Origin of the sequence: Tsukamurella pseudospumae, assembly GCF_001575205.1 — a bacterium.
Taxonomy (GTDB): Bacteria; Actinomycetota; Actinomycetes; order Mycobacteriales; family Mycobacteriaceae; genus Tsukamurella; species Tsukamurella pseudospumae.
The window spans coordinates 581,862-599,715 of sequence record NZ_LSRE01000050.1; the positions used below are offsets into that span (position 1 = coordinate 581,862).

Annotated in this window: 13 protein-coding genes and 1 pseudogene; 2 read left to right on the forward strand and 12 right to left on the reverse strand. The window is 68.5% G+C overall.

Annotated elements, in window-relative coordinates; all coding sequences use genetic code 11:
- Positions 1–18: 18 nt before the first annotated feature.
- Positions 19–393, forward strand: coding sequence for a YccF domain-containing protein (locus tag AXK61_RS23805; RefSeq protein WP_068747210.1), 375 nt, complete (start codon positions 19–21; stop codon positions 391–393).
- Positions 394–401: 8 nt separating this feature from the next.
- Here the strand turns inward: AXK61_RS23805 and AXK61_RS25835 are convergent, their stop codons facing one another.
- Both AXK61_RS25835 and AXK61_RS23815 read right to left on the reverse strand, forming a co-directional pair.
- The gene (locus AXK61_RS25835) at positions 402–1,106 is read right to left on the reverse strand and encodes a hypothetical protein (RefSeq protein ID WP_231855647.1); all 705 of its coding nucleotides are present in this window, start codon (positions 1,104–1,106) and stop codon (positions 402–404) included.
- Between the two features lie 42 nt (positions 1,107–1,148).
- The gene (locus AXK61_RS23815) at positions 1,149–1,574 is read right to left on the reverse strand and encodes a DoxX family protein (protein ID WP_068574439.1); all 426 of its coding nucleotides are present in this window, start codon (positions 1,572–1,574) and stop codon (positions 1,149–1,151) included.
- Between the two features lie 326 nt (positions 1,575–1,900).
- Between AXK61_RS23815 and AXK61_RS23820 the strand changes: the two genes are divergently transcribed.
- Positions 1,901–2,773, forward strand: a complete 873-nt coding sequence (locus tag AXK61_RS23820; protein ID WP_175400089.1) for a DUF559 domain-containing protein — start codon at positions 1,901–1,903, stop codon at positions 2,771–2,773.
- Positions 2,774–3,229: 456 nt separating this feature from the next.
- Here the strand turns inward: AXK61_RS23820 and AXK61_RS23825 are convergent, their stop codons facing one another.
- The 10 genes and pseudogenes from AXK61_RS23825 to AXK61_RS23875 all read right to left on the reverse strand — a co-directional run bounded on the left by AXK61_RS23825 (position 3,230) and on the right by AXK61_RS23875 (position 17,795).
- Positions 3,230–7,186 carry a DNA-directed RNA polymerase subunit beta' gene (locus tag AXK61_RS23825; RefSeq protein WP_068574435.1) on the reverse strand — a complete coding sequence of 1,319 codons (3,957 nt, stop codon included), beginning with the start codon at positions 7,184–7,186 and terminating at the stop codon, positions 3,230–3,232.
- A 27-nt stretch (positions 7,187–7,213) separates the two neighbouring features.
- Positions 7,214–10,732: a DNA-directed RNA polymerase subunit beta gene (gene rpoB / locus AXK61_RS23830; RefSeq protein ID WP_068574433.1), complete on the reverse strand. Its 3,519-nt coding sequence runs from the start codon at positions 10,730–10,732 to the stop codon at positions 7,214–7,216.
- A 515-nt stretch (positions 10,733–11,247) separates the two neighbouring features.
- Positions 11,248–12,399 carry an ABC transporter ATP-binding protein gene (locus tag AXK61_RS23835; protein ID WP_068747162.1) on the reverse strand — a complete coding sequence of 384 codons (1,152 nt, stop codon included), beginning with the start codon at positions 12,397–12,399 and terminating at the stop codon, positions 11,248–11,250.
- 187 nt (positions 12,400–12,586) lie between these two features.
- On the reverse strand, positions 12,587–12,979 hold the full coding sequence (gene rplL, locus AXK61_RS23840; RefSeq protein ID WP_068574429.1) for a 50S ribosomal protein L7/L12: 393 nt from the start codon (positions 12,977–12,979) through the stop codon (positions 12,587–12,589).
- A gap of 99 nt (positions 12,980–13,078) precedes the next feature.
- Complete coding sequence (gene rplJ, locus AXK61_RS23845; RefSeq protein WP_068574427.1) at positions 13,079–13,609, reverse strand: 50S ribosomal protein L10; 531 nt, start codon at positions 13,607–13,609, stop codon at positions 13,079–13,081.
- Between the two features lie 441 nt (positions 13,610–14,050).
- Positions 14,051–14,536: pseudogene (locus AXK61_RS23850) on the reverse strand (TIGR04338 family metallohydrolase); the annotation flags it as partial.
- The gene (locus AXK61_RS23855; protein ID WP_068747164.1) at positions 14,532–15,452 is read right to left on the reverse strand and encodes a hypothetical protein; all 921 of its coding nucleotides are present in this window, start codon (positions 15,450–15,452) and stop codon (positions 14,532–14,534) included. The gene AXK61_RS23855 and the pseudogene AXK61_RS23850, both read right to left, overlap by 5 nt.
- Positions 15,449–16,213, reverse strand: a complete 765-nt coding sequence (locus tag AXK61_RS23860; protein WP_068747165.1) for a hypothetical protein — start codon at positions 16,211–16,213, stop codon at positions 15,449–15,451. Before AXK61_RS23860 ends, AXK61_RS23855 begins: the two co-directional genes overlap by 4 nt.
- Before the next feature lie 32 nt (positions 16,214–16,245).
- Entirely contained in the window at positions 16,246–16,983 is a 738-nt protein-coding gene (locus AXK61_RS23865; protein ID WP_156485805.1) for a hypothetical protein, read from the reverse strand.
- On the reverse strand, positions 16,980–17,795 hold the full coding sequence (locus AXK61_RS23875) for a DUF2786 domain-containing protein (protein ID WP_068574415.1): 816 nt from the start codon (positions 17,793–17,795) through the stop codon (positions 16,980–16,982). The genes AXK61_RS23865 and AXK61_RS23875 overlap by 4 nt, the downstream gene beginning before the upstream one ends.
- Positions 17,796–17,854: the final 59 nt, after the last annotated feature.

Here is a 17,854-nt window from a genome sequence, read left to right on the forward strand (position 1 = left end):
CGTCGGCATACTGGGGTGGTGAAGCTGATCCTCAACATCATCTGGCTGGTCCTGTGCGGGTTCTGGATGGCGCTGGGCTACGCGGTGGCCGGCGTCATCTGCTGCGTGCTCATCGTGACGATCCCGTTCGGACTGGCGTCCTTCCGGATCGCGAACTACGCGCTGTGGCCGTTCGGGCGCACCGTCGTCGACCGGCCGACCGCTGGCGCGGCGTCCCTGGTCGGCAACATCATCTGGTTGCTGGTGGCGGGGATCTGGCTGGCGATCGGGCACATCGTGACCGGGATCGCGTTGTGCCTGACCATCATCGGGATCCCGCTGGGCATCGCGAACTTCAAGATGATCCGGCTGTCACTACTGCCGCTCGGTTCGGAGATCGTGCCGACGGCGTAGGTGCGGGGTCAGGCCGCTGCCACGACGATCAGTAGCAGCAGCATCAGCACCAACAGCGCGATCGGCACGGCCATGACCGCGACGAGGATGCCGACGCCGTTGTACTTCTGCTCCCCCTCCCCGAGCGAGCCGGCGCTGAAGGTCCACAGCGGCGCCTTGTACTGCAGCTCGGTGGTGCGGCCGGGCGCGACATCGACCACGAGGTCGGCGGGGCCCGTCCGCGACGGGAAGATGTACGGCACGTGCACGTGCACGTGGTGCCGGCCCGGCGCGACCGGGATCGGGTTCGGACCCCAGACGCCGCGGGATTCGTGGCCGTCGACGGCGATCGCCGGCTTGCAGAAGGCGAAGATCCACGACATCGGGAAGTACTTGGTGGTGATCACCAGGCCCGGCGCTCCCTGCTGCCCGTAGGCGGCCGGGGGCTGCTGGGGTCCGCCGTAGGGCGCTCGGCCCGCGGGCGGGTAGCCCGACGGTGCCGCCTGCTGAGGACCACCCGGCTGGTACGGGAATCCCTGTTGCTGGGGCGAGCGCGGCGCCGGCGGGAATCCCTGCTGCTGAGGCGGGCCCTGCTGCTGAGGCGGGCCCTGCTGCGGCGGCGGGCCCTGCTGCCGGCCCTGCTGTGGCGGCGGGCCCTGCTGCCGGCCCTGCTGAGGCGCGGGTCCGCCGGGGCCGCCACCGTAGGGACCGCGGGGCGGGACATCTGGGTTCATGCGGGAAGGATATGCGTCCGCCGACCGCCCCGTGCGCGCGCCCTACCGGCCGAGGATCGCGCGGCGCAGCTCGGGACGACGCAGGATCATGGCGACCCAGATGAGCACTCCCACGTACGCGCCCGACAGCACGAATCCGGCGATCGGTTGCTCGGCACGCAGGTTGATCGCGACGGCCCCGCCGAGGTAGCCGGTGAGGTAGATCGCACCGATCACCGCCGTGCGCGGAATCGTCCACAACACGACGCCGACCAGCAGCACCAGGCCGATCACCAGGATGTGCTTCTCCTGGAATCCGAGGTCCGTGGTCCCGTCGATGACGGCCTGTGGCTTCGTGATCTTGCCGACGACGTCGAACACCAGGAACGCCCAGATCAGGACGGTGAGCACCATCCCCGCGATCCACGATCGCGAGCGGCCCGTCCACGGCTTGGTGGCGGTGGCGTCGGTGGCGGTTGCTGTGGTCATGATCGGCTCCTCAAGTCGGTGTTCACGCCGTGAACATCAGCTAATGTTCACACCGTACACACAACCGATCGGTTGCGTCAATGGCTACGTCGGGCGACATCGCGTCCACGACGTGAGCCGCGGATGGGATTCCCAGCGGTTTCGGCGGGCGAATCGCAGGTCGGCGTCGCCGAAACCGCTGGGAATCGGTCGGCCGGGAACCGCGGACGGAGGTGATGCGTCCAATTGATGTGATCCGCCGAACGCGCGAACTGCTCCAGGCTCGGACCGCGCACGCCGTGCGCATCGAGTCCACATCGGTGGTGCACGGCTTACGGAAGGACGGCGTGGGGTCCACCAACGCCAGAGACGTCCGCGACGCGCTCGCCATCGCCTACCCCGCGGCCGTGTTCACCGGCTGGACGGCCGCCGCGCTCCACGGCGCGCTGTACACCGAGGGTCATCCGGCGGAGATCTGGCTGCCGCAGCAGCGCAGCCGCAAGGACATCATCATCCGCACCGGCCGGCTCGACGAGGCGGACATCGAGAGGGTCCTGCGGCGGCGCGCGACATCGGGGCCGCTCACCGCTGCCGACATCGCGCGCCACAGCACCGATGACGAGGGGATCGCGGGGTTCGACCAGTGTCTGCGCGTCGATGACTACGACAGGTCCGTCACCACGCAGGAGGCGGTCCTCGCCTACCTCGACGCCCATCCCGGCTTCTACGGCGGTAACCGGGTGCGCGCCGTCCTCGCCGAATCGAGCACGGGCGCCGATTCGCACTGGGAGACCTACTCCCGCCTCGCCGTGCACCGCGCGGGCCTGACCTTCTTCACGCCGCAGGCGCCGGTTCCCGGCACCGGGTACCACGTCGACCTGGGCGACGGTGAGCACAAGATCGCCATCGAATACGACGGCGGGTACCACCGCTCAATACGGCAGCAGCGCAGAGACATCCGGCGGTGGAACGCCATCACCGGCCGCGAGTGGGCGATCATTCGCGTGACATCCGAGACGCTCACCGGCGACCTCGCGGCCTTCATCACGCGCATCGAATCCGAACTCCGACACCGCGGCTGGACGGGCCCACCGCCGACCGTGCCGCGCCTCATACTGCCGGCGAGCGCCACGGCGAAGCCGCCCACCGACGCCGCCGACCAAACGGTTGCTAGCGGAATCGGCGGGCGAATCGCAGGTCACGATCACCGAAACCACTAGCAACCTTGGGGAAGTCGGCTCACGTCGTGCTCACGACGACTCGATGGGGGCGCCGACCACTCGATCCACCGCAGACTACCGACAGTGCCGGCCAATTCAAGCAGCGCAGGGAGCCAACCGTTGGATGAGAGATGCGCTGAGGCAGCACCGCCACATATCAGCAGCGTCGCGAACCGACTGCCACACGAAGGACGCGCGGAGGCACCACCGCCGACTATCGCCAGCGTCGCAAGCCGACTGCCGGACGAGGGATGTGCGGAGGCATCGCCGACGAGCGCATCGGACGAGCCGAGCCGCTAGGCGAGGTGAGGAGGTCTAAGCGAGCGGCGATGCCTCCGCACAGCCCGGCCACAGCACCGTCGGGCACGGTACCGGCCGGCCAGAAGCACACCGTCGGACATGAGAACGGCCCCCGACCTGCTTGCGCAGGGCGGGGGCCGAATTCAGCTACTCAGCTCACCGGTAACCGTCGGAGAAGCCGTAGTCGTCGAGCGGCACCGCGGCGCCGGACGGGGCGCCGAACGCACCCTCCGGACCGTAGTACTGGTCGTCGAAGGTCGGCACCGAGTACGCGGCCGCGCGGGCCTCCTCGGTCGGCTGCACCTGGATGTTCCGGTACTTGTTGATGCCCGTACCGGCCGGGATGAGCTTACCGATGATGACGTTCTCCTTGAGGCCCACCAGCTTGTCGGAGCGGGTGTTGATCGCGGCGTCCGTGAGCACGCGGGTGGTCTCCTGGAAGGAGGCCGCCGACAGCCACGAGTCGGTCGCGAGCGAGGCCTTCGTGATGCCCATGAGCACCGGACGGCCGGCCGCGGGCTCGCCGCCCTCGGCCACGACGCGACGGTTCGCGGCCTCGAACTCGGCGCGCTCGGTGAGCGAGCCGGGCAGGAACTCCGTCGAACCCGAGTCGATGATCGTCACACGACGCAGCATCTGACGAACGATCGTCTCGATGTGCTTGTCGTGGATCGACACACCCTGCGACCGGTACACCTCCTGGACCTCGTTGACCAGGTGCACCTGCACCTGACGCGGGCCCATGACGCGCAGCACCTCGTGCGGATCGGCAGCGCCCTCGAGGAGCTGCTGGCCCACCTGCACGTGGTCACCGTCGGCCAGCAGACGCTCGCTGCCGTCCTCGTGCTTGAACACGCGGAGACGCTGACGCTTGCTGATCTTGTCGTACACGACCTCTTCGCCGCCGTCGTCCGGCGTGATGGTGATCGTGTAGAACCGGTCGTCGTCCTCCAGGCGGATGCGGCCGGAGACCTCGGCGATCGGGGCCTTGCCCTTGGGGACACGGGCCTCGAACAGCTCGGTGACTCGCGGCAGACCGCCGGTGATGTCGTCACCGACGCCACCCTGGTGGAAGGTACGCATGGTCAGCTGCGTGCCGGGCTCACCGATCGACTGCGCGGCGACGATACCGACGGCCTCGCCGATGTCGACGAGCTGGCCCGTCGCCATCGAGCGGCCGTAGCAGGTGGCGCAGACGCCGGTGCCGGTGGTGCAGGTGAGCACGGAGCGCACCTTCACCTCGGCGACGCCGGCGGCGAGCAGCGCCTCGATCTGCGGGTCGCCCAGGTCGTGGCCGCGCTCGACGACGACGTTGCCGCCGGCGTCCTTCGCGTCCTCGGCCAGGGTGCGGGCGTACGCCGAGGTCTCGACGTGCGCATCGCGGATGAGCGAACCGTCGGCCTGCACCTCCGCCAGCGGCACGACGATGCCACGGGTGGTGTTGCAGTCGGTCTCGCGGACGATGACGTCCTGCGAGACGTCCACCAGACGACGGGTCAGGTAACCCGAGTCGGCGGTACGGAGCGCGGTATCGGCCAGACCCTTACGAGCGCCGTGGGTGTTGATGAAGTACTCCAACACCGTCAGGCCCTCACGGAAGGACGACTTGATCGGGCGCGGGATGAACTCACCCTTCGGGTTCGTCACCAGGCCCTTCATGCCGGCCAGGTTCCGCACCTGGGTCATGTTGCCGGTGGCACCCGACTTCGGGATCATCGTGATCGGGTTGTCTTCGGGGTAGAAGTCGTCGATCGCCTTACCGACCTCGTCCGTCGCCTGCTTCCAGATCTCGACCAGCGCGTCGCGACGCTCACCCGAGGTGAGGGCACCGCGGGCGTACTTGCGCTCGATGCCGTCGGCACGCTCCTCGTAACGGTCGAGGATGTCCTTCTTGCTCGGCGGAACGAGCACGTCGGACATCGAGACCGTGACGCCCGAACGCGTGGCCCAGTAGAAGCCGGCGTCCTTGAGCTTGTCGACGGTCTGCGCGACCACGATCATCGGGTACCGCTCGGCCAGGTCGTTGATGATCACGGCCTGACGCTTCTTCGGCATCTGCTCGTCGATGAACGGGTAGTCCGCCGGGAGCAGCTCGTTGAACAGCACGCGGCCCAGGGTGGTCTCGGCCGTCCAGGCCTGACCGCGGGTCCACGCACCGTCGAACAGCTCCGCCTCGACCTCGGCCGCCGGGCGCTGCTGCGTGAGCCGCACCTTGATCGGCGCCTGGATCGACAGCTCGCCCAGGTCGACGGCCATGATGGCCTCGGCCGGGGACGAGTACACGCCGGTCTCCGGCTGGTCCTTGGCGGCGGCCACGAAGTGACCGATCGCCTCGGGCTTGAGCGTGGTCAGGTGGTACAGACCGGTCACCATGTCCAGACGGGGCATGGCGAGCGGGCGGCCCGACGCCGGCGACAGGATGTTGTTGCTCGAGAGCATCAGGATCCGGGCCTCGGCCTGCGCCTCCGCGGACAGCGGGAGGTGCACGGCCATCTGGTCACCGTCGAAGTCGGCGTTGAAGGCCTCACAGACGAGCGGGTGCAGCTGGATGGCCTTGCCCTCCACGAGCTGCGGCTCGAACGCCTGGATGCCCAGACGGTGCAGCGTGGGAGCACGGTTGAGCAGCACGGGGTGCTCGGCGATGACCTCTTCGAGGACGTCCCACACCTGCGGACGCTGCCGCTCGACCATGCGCTTGGCCGACTTGATGTTCTGCGCGTGGTTGAGATCCACCAGGCGCTTCATCACGAAGGGCTTGAACAGCTCGAGCGCCATCAGCTTCGGCAGACCGCACTGGTGCAGCTTGAGCTGCGGGCCCACGACGATCACCGAACGGCCCGAGTAGTCCACGCGCTTGCCGAGCAGGTTCTGGCGGAACCGGCCCTGCTTGCCCTTGAGCAGATCGGACAGCGACTTGAGCGGGCGGTTGCCCGGTCCGGTGACCGGACGGCCGCGGCGGCCGTTGTCGAACAGCGCGTCGACGGACTCCTGCAGCATCCGCTTCTCGTTGTTGACGATGATCTCGGGCGCGCCGAGGTCGATCAGTCGCTTGAGGCGGTTGTTGCGGTTGATCACGCGACGGTACAGGTCGTTCAGGTCGGACGTGGCGAAGCGGCCACCGTCGAGCTGGACCATCGGGCGCAGCTCCGGCGGGATGACCGGCACCGCGTCGAGGACCATGCCCAGCGGCGAGTTGCCCGACATCTGGAACGCCGCGACGACCTTGAGCCGCTTGAGGGCGCGGAGCTTCTTCTGCCCCTTGCCCGAGCGGATCGTCTCGCGCAGGATCTCGGCCTCGGCGTCGATGTCGAAGTTCTCGATGAGCTTCTTGATCGCCTCGGCACCCATGGCGCCCTTGAAGTACTCGCCGTACCGATCCTGCAGCTCACGGTAGAGCTTCTCGTCGACGATCATGTCCTTCGGAGCGAGCTTGACGAAGGTCGTCCAGATCTCGTCCAGCTCGTCGATGGCGCGGCCGGCGCGGTCGCGGATCTGCCGCATCTCGCGCTCGCCGCCGTCCTTGACCTTGCGGCGCTGGTCGGCCTTGGCGCCCTCGGCCTCGAGCACGGCGAGGTCGTCCTCGAGCTTCTTGGCGCGGTTCTCCAGATCCACGTCGCGCTGGTCGGCGAGGACCTTCTTCTCGGAGGTGATCTCGGCCTCGAGCGTGGACTGCTCGTTGTGGCGCTGCTCCTCGTCGACCTCCGTGATCACGTAGGCCGCGAAGTAGATGATCTTCTCGAGATCCTTGGGCGCCAGGTCCAGCAGGTAGCCCAAGCGCGACGGGACGCCCTTGAAGTACCAGATGTGGGTGACGGGAGCAGCCAGCTCGATGTGGCCCATCCGCTCACGACGCACCTTGGCGCGAGTGACCTCGACGCCGCAGCGCTCGCAGATGATGCCCTTGAAGCGGACGCGCTTGTACTTACCGCAGTAGCACTCCCAGTCGCGAGTAGGTCCGAAGATCTTCTCGCAGAACAGGCCGTCCTTCTCGGGCTTGAGCGTGCGGTAGTTGATGGTCTCGGGCTTCTTGACCTCGCCGTAGCTCCAGTTACGGATGTCATCGGCGGTCGCCAGACCGATCTTCAGTTCGTCGAAGAAGTTAACGTCGAGCACTTCTCTCCTAATTCGTCCGGTTGGCGGTTAGTTGGCGAGGTCTTCGGCCGAGGCGTTCTCGTTGCGCGAGAGGTTGATGCCGAGGTTGGCAGCAGCGCGCTCGAGATCCTCGTCGTCACCGTCGGCCATCTCGATGGCGGCACCGTCGGACGACAGGACCTCCACGTTCAGGCAGAGCGACTGGAGCTCCTTGAGGAGCACCTTGAACGACTCGGGGATGCCCGGCTCGGGGATGTTCTCGCCCTTGACGATCGCCTCGTACACCTTCACGCGGCCGACCACGTCGTCCGACTTGATGGTGAGCAGCTCCTGCAGGGTGTAGGCGGCGCCGTACGCCTGCATCGCCCAGCACTCCATCTCGCCGAAGCGCTGGCCACCGAACTGCGCCTTACCACCCAGCGGCTGCTGCGTGATCATCGAGTACGGGCCGGTGGAACGAGCGTGGATCTTCTCGTCGACCAGGTGGTGCAGCTTGAGGATGTACATGTAGCCGATGGCCACCGGGTACGGGAAGGGCTCGCCCGAACGGCCGTCGAACAGCGTCGCCTTGCCGTCGGCACCGACCATGACGTCGCCGTCGCGGTTGGCCAGCGTCGAGCCCAGCAGGCCCGCCAGCTCCTCGTCCCGCGCACCGTCGAAGACGGGGGTCGCGGTGTTGGTGTCCTTGGGCTGGCTGTACATCTCCTCGGGCAGCGCCGACGCCCAGTCCGGGATGTTCCCGTTCTCGTCGCGCACGTCCCAGCCGGTCTTGGCGACCCACCCGAGGTGCGTCTCCAGGATCTGGCCGATGTTCATACGACGGGGCACGCCGTGCGTGTTGAGGATGATGTCGACCGGGGTGCCGTCGGGCAGGAAGGGCATGTCCTCGGCGGGCAGGATCTTGCCGATGACGCCCTTGTTGCCGTGGCGGCCGGCGAGCTTGTCGCCGTCCTGGACCTTGCGCTTCTGGGCCACGTACACGCGGACCAGCTCGTTCACGCCGGGGGCCAGCTCGTCGTCGTCGTCGCGCGAGAACACGCGGACGCCGATGACCTTGCCGGTCTCGCCGTGGGGCACCTTGAGCGAGGTGTCGCGGACCTCGCGCGCCTTCTCACCGAAGATCGCGCGGAGCAGCCGCTCCTCCGGGGTCAGCTCGGTCTCGCCCTTCGGCGTGACCTTGCCGACCAGGATGTCGCCGTCGCGGACCTCGGCGCCGATGCGGATGATGCCGCGCTCGTCGAGATCGGCCAGCACCTCGTCGGAGACGTTCGGGATGTCCCGGGTGATCTCCTCGGCGCCCAGCTTCGTGTCGCGGGCATCGATCTCGTGCTCCTCGATGTGGATGGACGTCAGGACGTCCTCCTCCACCAGGCGCTGCGAGAGGATGATCGCGTCCTCGTAGTTGTGGCCCTCCCACGGCATGATCGCCACGAGCAGGTTCTTACCGAGCGCCATCTCACCGTTGTCGGTGCAGGGGCCGTCGGCCAGGACCTGGCCACCCTCGACGCGCTGGCCGGCGTTCACGATCGGACGCTGGTTGGCGCAGGTGCCCTGGTTGCTGCGCGCGAACTTGCGCAGGCGGTGCGTCTTGCGCGAGCCGTCGTCGGCCATGATCGTGATGAAGTCGGCCGAGACCTCCTCCACGACGCCCGGCTTCTCCGTGATCACCACGTCGCCCGCGTCGACCGCGGCGCGCAGCTCCATACCGGTACCGACCAGCGGCGACTCGGAACGGACCAGCGGCACGGCCTGGCGCTGCATGTTCGCGCCCATGAGGGCACGGTTGGCGTCGTCGTGCTCGAGGAACGGGATCATCGCCGTCGCGACCGACACCATCTGGCGCGGCGAGATGTCCATGTACTCCACGGCCGAGACCGGGACGAACTCCACCTCGGAGCCGCGCTTACGCACGAGCACCTTGTCGTCGGTCAGGCGACCGGCGTCGTCGGTGGCGGCGTTGGCCTGCGCGATGTAGTACCGGTCCTCCTCGTCGGCCGTCATGTAGACGACCTCGTCGGTGGTGGCACCGTCGACGACCTTGCGGTACGGCGTCTCGATGAACCCGAACGGGTTGACCCGCGCGTACACCGACAGCGAGCCGATCAGGCCGATGTTCGGGCCCTCAGGGGTCTCGATCGGGCACATGCGGCCGTAGTGCGACGGGTGGACGTCGCGGACCTCGAGGCCCGCGCGCTCACGGCTCAGGCCGCCCGGGCCCAGGGCCGAGAGGCGGCGCTTGTGGGTCAGGCCCGACAGCGGGTTGTTCTGGTCCATGAACTGCGAGAGCTGCGAGGTGCCGAAGAACTCCTTGATCGCCGCCGAGACCGGGCGGATGTTGATCAGGGTCTGCGGGGTGATCGCCTCGACGTCCTGCGTGGTCATGCGCTCGCGGACGACGCGCTCCATGCGGGACAGGCCCACGCGGAGCTGGTTCTGGATCAGCTCACCCACCGTGCGCAGGCGACGGTTGCCGAAGTGGTCGATGTCGTCGACCTCGACGGGAACCTCGACGCCACCGTCCGGCACGGTCATGTACGTCAGCTGCTCCGACGGTGCCTCGTGCAGGCGCACGAGGTACTCGATCGTCGCGACGATGTCCTCCTCGGTGAGCACCAGCGGCTGCGTGCCGTCGGAGTTCGCCGGGAGACCGAGCTTCTTGTTCAGCTTGTACCGGCCGACGCGGGCCAGGTCGTAGCGCTTCTCCTTGAAGAACAGGTTCTCCAGCAGGGTCTGCGCCGACTCCTTCGTGGGCGGCTCGCCCGGGCGCAGCTTGCGGTAGATGTCGAGCAGCGCCTCGTCGGTGCCGGCCGTGTTGTCCTTCTCCAGGGTGGAGCGCATGATCTCCGAGAAGCCGAAGCGCTCGAGGATCTGCTCGGCGGACCAGCCGAGAGCCTTGAGCAGCACCGTCACCGGCTGGCGACGCTTGCGGTCGATGCGGACGCCGACGGTGTCGCGCTTGTCCACGTCGAACTCCAGCCATGCACCGCGGGCCGGGATGACCTTGACGCTGTGCAGCGGCTTCTCGGTCGACTTGTCGATGTTCTCGTCGAAGTAGACGCCGGGCGAACGGACCAGCTGCGAGACGACCACGCGCTCGGTGCCGTTGATGATGAACGTGCCCTTGTCCGTCATCATCGGGAAATCACCCATGAAGACGGTCTGCGACTTGATCTCGCCGGTGTTGTTGTTGATGAACTCGGCCGTGACGAACAGCGGAGCCGCGTACGTCATGTCCTTGTCCTTGCACTCCTCGATCGAGGCCTTGACCTCGTCGAAGCGCGGGTCGGAGAAGGAGAGCGACATGGAGCCCGAGAAGTCCTCGATGGGCGAGAGCTCCGCGAGGATGTCCTCCAGACCACCGGTGGGCTGAGCCTCACCGCGCGCAGCGGCCTTCTCCCGCCATGCGGGGGTGCCGACGAGCCACTCGAACGAGTCGATCTGCAGGTCGAGCAGTCCCGGAACCGGGAGGGGCTCCTTGATCTTTGCGAACGAAACGCGCTTGGGGGCCCCAGGGACCACCGCGCTGTTCTGATCGTTCTGAGTCTGGCTGGAGACGGAGACTGCCAAGATGCGTCCTCTGCTGTGACTAGTAACGTTGCCTAATTGTGCTGACGGCAACCCGCAGAGATAACGACCTCAATCGCTGAGGCAATATTCAGATGGGCAGGAGGCAGCCAGCGCAACGTCCAACATTAACAGAGGAACGACCACCCCGCAAGGGGCAGTCCAGACTAAGCCCCGAGGGGCTCCCGCGCAAGCATGACGCGCGCCGTTCTCTCGAACACCGGCACCACCGGTCGGACTCGCCGCCGCACCGGCCCCAGGCTGGCTACCTCTGCGGGCCGCATGCACTCGATGATGCTCTCACGTGGACACGAGCACGTCGCGTCCTGCCGATAACTGTGACCCGTATCCGCACGGACGTCAAGCGAAACCGCCGATTTCCTTCGAATATCGGGCGCGCTCACGAGCTGAAGGCGCGCTCCAGGAGACCTGAAGGGCTCCTGAGACGACGGGACCGGCCCGGGGATGTTTCCCCGGGCCGGTCCGATGTTCGTGTTCGACGGTGCGCCGTGGTCGACCTAGCGGCCGTCGACCTTGGGCAGGTGATCGGTCGGGTTCTCGTCGATCTGGGTGGTGGGGTACGCGCCCGTGGGCGAATCGTCGCCCGAGTAGGCCTTCTGGATGGACACGGGGGCCGCCTCCGGGGCCTGCGCGGCGACCTGCGCCGGCGCCGTGGTCGCGAACTCGGCGGGATCATCGCCCAGGTCGCGGCGGATGGCGATCTGCGCCTTGTGCGGCAGCGTCGGCAGGATCTGCCGCACACGCGCCTTACGACGCAGCTCACCCTGCCGCTGCGGCATACCCGGCGTCGGCTGCATCTGCGGCGCGATCTCGTCCGGCACGTCCACACCACCGTCGGAGTGACCGGCCGCCACGCGAGCGGCCTCCGCCTCCATCTGCGACGAGTCCTTCTCCTCCGACATACCGATCGGGCCGATCATCGAACCGGAGAGGAACTGCTTGACCACCGGCTCCTCCGAGGTGAGCAGCACCTCGCGGGGACCGAACATCACCAGGTGCTTGAGGAACAGCATGCCCATGTTGTCCGGCACCGTCCGGGCGATGTTGATGTTGTGCGAGACGATCAGCGTCGTGCAGTCGATCTGCGCGTTGATGTCCATCAGCAGCTGACTGGTGTACGTGGTACGCACCGGGTCCAGACCCGAGTCCGGCTCGTCGACGAGCATGATCTTCGGATCCATCACCAACGCACGGGCCAGGCCGGCACGCTTACGCATACCACCCGAGATCTCACCGGGAAGCTTGTCCTCCGCGCCGATCAGACCCACCATCTCGAGCTTCTCCATCGTGATCTGACGGATCTCGCTCTCCTTCTTCTTCGTGTGCTCACGAAGCGGGAAGGCCGTGTTGTCGTACAGGTTCATCGAGCCGAACAGCGCGCCGTCCTGGAACAGCACACCGAACATCTTCCGGATCTCGTACAGCTCCGAGCTCGAACACGTCAGGATGTCCGTGCCGTCGATGATGATCTCGCCCTCCTCCGGGCGCAGCAGACCGATCAACGACTTCAGGAACACCGACTTACCGGTACCCGACGGGCCGAGCAGAACCGAGACCTCGCCCGCAGGCAGGGTCAACGAGACGTCGGACCAGATGTTCTGGGACCCGAACGACTTCGTCAGGTTCTTGGTAGTTACTTCGACACCCACTGTCGAGACCTTTCGTCGCTTCCAGGTGTGGCTCGCGCCACAGACCGCTGGGAGCACAGTACCCCAGTCACCGCTGGTCGCGGTACCGGACCTGTTCCAATCGGGCGCACCGCGCACCCGGAAACGAGAACCGCCCCGTCGCACTGGGCGACGGGGCGGTCAAAAGCACTGACGTGCGGCTCGGTTATTACTTCACCGAAACCGAAGCGCCGGCCTCCTCGAGCTTGGCCTTGGCGGCCTCGGCGGCCTCCTTGTCGACCTTCTCCAGGATCGCCTTGGGGGCGCTCTCGACGAGGTCCTTGGCCTCCTTCAGGCCGAGGCCCGAAACCAGCTCGCGGACGACCTTGATGACCTGGATCTTCTTGTCGCCGGCGGCCTCGATGACGACATCGAACTCGTCCTGCTCGGCGGCGGCGTCAGCGCCGCCGGCCGCGGGGGCGGCGCCGGCAGCCGCGACGGCGACCGGAGCAGCAGCGGTGACCTCGAAGGTCTCCTCGAAAGCCTTCACGAACTCGCTGAGCTCGAGCAGGGTCAGCTCCTTGAAAGCATCAAGCAGCTCGTCGGTGGTGAGCTTCGCCATGGTGGCGTCCTTCCGTTCAGTCTTGCTCGCTGATCCGCGAGGCAAGGTGGTGATGGTTCCCACGAGCGGTGCCCGCGGGGGTTCGCTGGATCAGCGGTCTTACGCGGCGGCCTCGTCGGCTGCCTTCTTCTCCTGCAGCGCGGCGGCCAGACGGGCCACCTGCGAAGCGGGAGCGTTGAACAGGCCAGCGGCCTTCGCCAAGTTGCCCTTCATGGCACCGGCGAGCTTGGCCAGGAGCACCTCGCGCGACTCGAGATCGGCGATACGCTCGACCTCGGCCACGGACAGCGCTTTGCCGTCCATGTAGCCGCCCTTGATGACCAGGGCCTTGTTGTCCTTGGCGAACTTCTTGATCGCCTTGGCGGCCTCGACCGGCTCACCCTCGATGAAGGCGATCGCGGTCGGACCCTCGAACAGCTCGTCCAGGCCCTCGACGCCGGCATCCTTCGCGGCGATCTTGACCAGGGTGTTCTTGGCGACGGAGTAGGTGGCACCAGCCCCGAGCGAACGACGCAGCTCGGTGATGGAACCGACCGACAGCCCGCGGTACTCGGTGACCACGGTGGCCGTGGACTTCGAGAACTTCTCGGCGATCTCAGCGACTGCTGTGACCTTCTCGGCGTTTGCCATACTTCGCCTCCTCTCTACGTGTCGTACCGACGGCCGAAGGTTCGGGCCAGAAACGACGAGAACCCCGGCGCAGGGCGCACGGGGTTCATGAAGAATCCTCGTCCTCCTGCGTGGGTCGCCGGCTCGGGGCCGGACCTTCGATCGGGCTGACGCCCGACGACCGACGGTCTTCGGTGGAACGATCCGGTTGACACCGGATTCCAAGGGTTCAGAGTACCGACGGTGCGCCGGTTCGCCAAATCGTCGCCCCGACGGTGCCCTGGTCCGGGCCGGTCGGGACGCCGGCCCCGCTTCGCCCCGTCGTCCCCCGCGCCGCGCCGAATCCCCCACTTCGCGGTTCGTCCCCTACCGGACGCCGTGCGTCTCGTGGGGACTCAGCTGTCCCCCGCGCGGCGCCGAATCCCCCACCAAACGCCGGGTCTCCCCTTGTGCAACGCCGACTCAGCCGACCGCGACGCCGGACTCCGTGTAGACGATGCGCAACGCCAGTCCGGCCTCCGGACCCATGACCCGCGCCGCGAGCTCGATGAACGCCGCGGTGAACGACGCGCCGTGGGCGGCACCGTCGACGCCGGGACGAGAGGTCGCGAGGGCGACGTGGTGCGCGAGCTCGTGCAGGACGACGAGCTCCCGCAGGGCCCAGGCACCGTCGCGCCCGGCCGGGACGGCGACGACCGGCGTCCGGCCGTTCCCGCTCTCGTAGTGCGCGCCCGCGCTGCCTGCGCGGGCCCGGACACGGACCTCGCCGAGCCCGAGTACCCGGTCGGCGTAGCTCTGGACCGACTCCACGGACGCGAACCGGGCCTCCGGCGGCAGCGTCAGCGGTACGCCGAGCACGTCGACGGTCCGCCCCGCCCCGGCATGGTCGAACAGGCTGCGGACCATCTCCTCCGCCCGGTAGACCGCGGCGCGCTGTGCGTCCCTAGACGTCCTTGGCCACCTTCAGCGAATCGAGGATCGCCTTGCCCGTCGCCGCCATGTCGTCCCGCCCGATCGGGATCACGATCATGGCGTAGGTCTGCGGCGCGGACGCGATCACGACGACGGTGACGTCGTCACCGGGGACGGTGACGTTCGGCGCCGTGACCAGGATCTTGCCGGTGACCTTGGCCGCGGACACGCCGTCGACCGTGATCGTCTCGGGCGCGTTCTGTTCGACCCGACGGGACGTGGCGCTGTTGTACCCGGCGCCGTCGGCGATGCACTGGATCATCCGCGCCGCAGCGTCCTTCGGGTCCAGCTTGGATCCGAAGTTGGTCTGCCCGACCTCCGCGCCGGCCTGCCACGACTGGCCGTCGCCCGTGGACTTCTGCAGGCCCGCCGCGGCGATGCTCTGCGCGTACACGGTGTAACTCTCCTTCTCCCAGCCCGGAGCGGCCGAGACGGGGAAGGACAGCGGGCCGGAGGCGACCCGGTCGGTGATGTCGGAGGCCAGGCCCGTGCCCGGCATTCCGCAGCTCGCTCCGGTGGCGCCGCCGCTGGTGGTGGCGGCCGCGCTGGTGGTGGGCGCGGCGGTACCGCCGCCCTCCGAGCCGGAGTTCATCACCATGACGACAGCGGCGATGGCGACCGCGATCACCAGGACGACGGCCACGCCGATCGCGACGAACAGGCCGGTGCGCTTCGGCTTCTGCGGCGGCTGCCCCTGGGGCGCCTGGCCGGGGTACTGGTAGCCCTGCTGCTGATACCCCTGCTGATAGGGCTGCTGTGCGTACGGGTTCTGCTGCTGGCCGTAGCCGTACTGGTAGCCGCCCTGCGCATACGGGTCGGGCTGTGCGTACGGGTCGGGTTGCTGCCCGTACGGGTTGGGCTGCTGCCCGTACGGATCCTGCGGGTTGCTCATACGTCCCTCGCCACCTTGAGCTGCTCGAAGACCTGCTGGGCCACCGCCGCGAGGGCGGTATCCCCGATCGGGGTGTCCGACTCGAAGTATGCCTGGGGCGCCGAGTCGATCACCACAACAGTAACCACGTCTCCCGCCAGACTCAGCCCGGACTTGGAGACGAGTATCCGTGCCGTGACGCGGTGAGCGGGCACACCGTCGACGCGCACCGCCTCCGGTTCGGTGAGCGCCTCCACGCGCGGCGAGTACCTGGCGTAGCCCGTACCCGCCGCCATGCACCCGATCACCCGACGCGATGCCTCCGCCGAGGAGATTTTCGTCCCGAAGTGGGTGAGGCCGATCTCCACGTGCGCCTGCCACCCCTGCCCGGCGATCGACTGCTTGAGGCCCACGCCCAGCGCGCTCTCGGCGAAGATCACGTACCCGTTCTGCGTCCACCCGGGCGCCGCGGACCTCGGGAACGACAGGGGCCCGGCGACGACGCGCTCGGTGACGGGCGTGGTCGAGCTCTCCCCCGGGCTGCCGCAATCCGCGGCCGCCCCGGACCGGGCGCTCGCGCCCGTGGAGGTCGACGGTGCCGCCCGCGTACCCTGCGACGCCGGGTTGCGCACCACGACCACGGCGGCGGTGACCATCACGGCCAGGACCAGGACCACCGCGCCACCCACGGCCCACCACAGGGCGCGGTTCGGCGGCTTCGGCGCGGGCTCGCCGAAACCGGGACCGGGGCCTCCGTAGCCGCCCGGGCGGCCACCGGGCACGGGCGGATACGGTCCGGGACCCGACGGCCGGCTCATACGTCCCTCGCGACCTTGAGGTGGTCGAAGATGTTCTGCACCACGGCCGCGAGCGCCGCGTCTCCGATCGGGCTGTCGGACTGGAAGTAGGTCTGCGGGGCGGACGCGATCACCACGACCGTCAGCACGTCACCGGCGATGTCCAGGCCCGCGCGACTGACCAGGATCCGGCCGGTGACGCGCGCCGCGGGCACACCGTCGACCGTGATCGCCTCGGGCTCCGTGAGGCCCTCGAGCCGCGGACGGTACGAGTCGTACCGGCTGCTCGCGACGATGCACGGGATGATCCGGCGCGCGGCGTCCTGGGCCGACGCCTTGGGGGCGAAGGTGGTCTGCCCGATCTCGGCGTGCGCGTCCCATTGGTGGCCGGGCACCTTCTGCCGCAGGCCCGCGGTCTGCGCTCCCGGCGCGAACAGCTGGTACCGCTGCGCCGTCCACCCCGGCGCCGCCGAGACGGGGAAGGACAGCGGCCCGGAGACCACCCGCTCCGTGATCGGCACCGTCGAGCCCGGCCCGGGCATGCCGCATCCGCCGCTCCCCGTCCGCGAGGTCGACGGTGCCGCCACCGTCGACGGGGACGGGCCGCGGCCCGACGACCGGACCAGGAGCACCGTGGCGACCACCCCGACCACGACGACGAGCGCGACCGCGCCCCCGATCACCCACCACAGCGCCGGCCCGCGCCGCGGTGGCGGCACGGGCGGGGGTGAGTACGGCGAGTAGGGCGCGCTCACGGGGCGCCCCGTTCCAGCGCGCGCCCACCGCCCAGCTCGGAATGGTCGCCGAGACGGGCCGACCGGCCGGCCTTGTCGCCCGCGCGGCGGGCACCGTCGGAGTAGCCGGCCGACGCCCTGGAGCCACGCCATTGGCCGCGCGCCGTGGACTCGCCGCGATAGAACGACGCGAGCTCGACCTCCTTGTCACGCAGCGCGACGGCGGTGCCGGGCTCGCCCCGCTCCACGACCTGCGCCGTCTCCGCAGCCCGCGCCTCTGCGAGCCGGGCGCCGATGCGCGCCGCGAACGCGGACTGGAAGTTGATCCGCGCCGTGACCCCCGAGACCGGCTTCGTCTCGACCCACCGCCGCCGCGTGCGGCGATCCTCGTAGAGCTGCTGCACCGTCTCGGACTTGTGCGCGCCCGAGCGCAGGTACGCGTCCGATGCGCGGACCATCTGGATGACCAGCGACGCGTACAGCGCCTCACACGCGTCGACATCCTCCGCGAAGCCGTAGGCGAAGACGAAGGTGGAATTGGACGCGACATCGCACCGCACGTCGTTGGACTGGGCGATCGCCACGAACAGCTCGACGAAGGTGCGCAGGCCCCGCCGGCCCGCCTCACCGATCCGGACGGTGCGCTGCTCCGGCACTGCTCGCGCGCGCTCGGTGCCGCGCTGGTGCGCGCGGGCCACGGCCAGGTCGATCGATGCCGCGGTGGCGAGCCGCTGCGCCGCCTCGGTGAAGGTGGCCGCCTCGTGCTCGTTGTCGGTCCCCTCGGCCTGCCGCAGCAGCGCGCCGATCCGCGTCAACAGCCTGTCGTCGTCCATGGCGCGAGGATACCGACGTCGGGTGACAGGTTTCGTGGTCGCACATCGACGGGGTCGCG